The 2151-nt window shown below is 67.5% G+C and carries 2 protein-coding genes; one reads left to right on the forward strand and one right to left on the reverse strand.

Translation table 11 applies throughout. The features are described from left to right. Window positions 1-1136 precede the first annotated feature (1136 nt). On the reverse strand, window positions 1137-1589 hold the full coding sequence (locus AC1WTP_RS34270) for a transposase (RefSeq protein WP_481653361.1): 453 nt from the start codon (window positions 1587-1589) through the stop codon (window positions 1137-1139). Between AC1WTP_RS34270 and AC1WTP_RS34275 the strand changes: the two genes are divergently transcribed. Further along, a complete protein-coding gene (locus AC1WTP_RS34275; protein WP_481653360.1) occupies window positions 1486-2130 on the forward strand; it encodes a DUF885 family protein in 645 nt (214 codons plus the stop codon). The two genes, AC1WTP_RS34270 and AC1WTP_RS34275, sit on opposite strands and share 104 nt — an antisense overlap. The last annotated feature ends 21 nt before the right edge of the window (window positions 2131-2151 follow it).

The following is a 2151-nucleotide window of genomic DNA, read 5'->3' on the forward strand; positions in this document are numbered from 1 at the left end:
CCGCGACGTCTTCGCCACCTACGGCATCTAACAAACCATGATCAAACCGGACACACCCGAACAACGCCGGGGCCGTGGGGCCTACCCCACTGCCGGTAGGCCAGGACGGCTGCTGGGCCAAAGTAGAGGGCGGTTGCCGGCCAGACAATCTCCATGACCTTGACCGGCTGACGATATCGAAAGACAAAGTGGTCGACAACGATGACGACGGTGCTGGCAAAGCCCACAAGGAGCACAGCCCACGAGAGCGCCACGAGCCATGTTGGTTGCAGGACCATCTCCTTTTCGCCCCAGGACACTCAGTAAGATGCCGGTGACGGGGATATGACAAGCTCCGCCATCACGTGCGGAACGCCAGTGCTTGCCGGGTTACGAGGCGTCCCTCACCGTGCGGCGGCTCCACCGGCGCGGCCCGGTACGCCACCAGAAATCTGCGGCGATCATGACCGCGAGTGCGAGGGCGGCGCCCACGCCAAGCCCGGCCAGCAGTGAGAATGACGAAGGTCTCCTTTCGGGTGAACCCGAGCGGCCCACCGTCGCGTCGGGAGGGAGCGCGAAGCCGAGTCGAGCAGGCCCAGGGCCTCCCCGAGACTCCCCAGCGGCGCGGTCTCGGCACCGAGCAGGGGTCACCGCGAGCCGCCGCCCGCCGCGTTCCACCACGCCGACGTACGTCTGCCGGGTCAGTTGTCTGAAGCCCGTCCCGGCATGCCGGGAACGCGGTCCAGCAGAGTGTTGTCGTTGACGATCTGGAAGGCCGGCTTTTCCCGGCTGTGCCGGAACGTCCGCCACCCGGGTTGCGACGTATCGCCGAAAGTCCACCCGGGCGCTGATCGCCCGGACGATCAGCGCCAGGTCGTAGGCGCTGATGTACTGACCGGGGCCGTCCAAGCCCGAGGGCGTCACCGCGCATCTCCTTCGAGTTCACTCTGCGCGGGCTCGACTGGTGGTGGCGACGGTGTGGCGGGCGGAGAAACCGGTGGCCTAACCGTCGGACACGCTACGTCCGGTGCGGCCGCCGCCCGCGTTGCTGGCGCGACCGTCACAGCGGGCATGACCAGGGCGCCACTCGGCGTGGCGGAGGCAACACGCACGGTTAGCACGGTCAATCACGATAACACCCGGCAAGGCGGCCGTCGTCAGGTTGACGGAAGGTCTGCTGTGACGGCGGGGCCTTCTGTCGGCATCGGCGGAACATCTTTCAACGACGGCCGAAGGGTGGCTTTGGCCCAAGTGATCTGGATTGACTCTGTCAGGCCAGCAGGATTCGTTGCGGGCAGGTCGAGGTTTGCCCGGTCGTACATCTGTCGTTTGATCCTTGTGATCCGGTTGACGTGGCCTTCGACGACGCCGGAGCTGTGGGGCAGGGTCAGGCCGTTGAGGACGGCGTCGTGGTCGCGGCGTAGACCGGCGACGAATGAGTGCAGGTCGGGTTGGTCGTCTGTGGTGACGGCGGTGATCCAGGTGTTGAGGCGGTGGTGGCGGCTGGTGAGGATCTCCGCGAACGCTTTGACGTGGGCCGCGAGGGCGTCCAGGTGGGGCAGGCGGCGCGGATCGCGGCGAGGCCCGGTTCGGTCGTCGGGGTGCAACACCGGGCCGTCGCGGGACCTGACGCGGCCGGGCCGGGTCTGGTGGTCCGTCCCCCAGGACGCAGCGGGTTTCCCCACCTGGTACGCCTACAGCATCGCCTATCACGAGGGCGTTCCCGGCCACCACCTCCACCTCGGCTCCGAGGCCTGTCGGGGAGGCCTCGGGCAGCGGCTGAACCTGCTCGGCGGCCTCTCCGGCAGCCAGGAGGGCTGGGCACTGTACGCCGAGCGGTTCATGGACGAGCTCGGGCTCTATGAACAGCCGGGCGCTCGACTGGGGTATCTGTACATGCAACTCCTGCGGGCGGCACGGGTTGTGGTCGACATCGGCCTGCACCTGCGACTGCCGATGCGGCCCGGTGACAGAGCATCGTGGACGCCGGATGCTGCGCTGGAGCTGCTGCGGGACCGCTGTCACCAGGGGCCGTACGCGTCCGCCGAGCTCGCGCGTTACCTGGGCCGGCCAGGGCAGGCGCTGGCCTACAAGGTGTCAAGCCCCGGGTTTGATGGAGAGTTGGTTAGCTGGTTTTCAGGGGTGCGGTGACCGGGTGGGTCATCGCGTGTA

The sequence above is a fragment of the Micromonospora sp. R311 genome, from assembly GCF_056780015.1.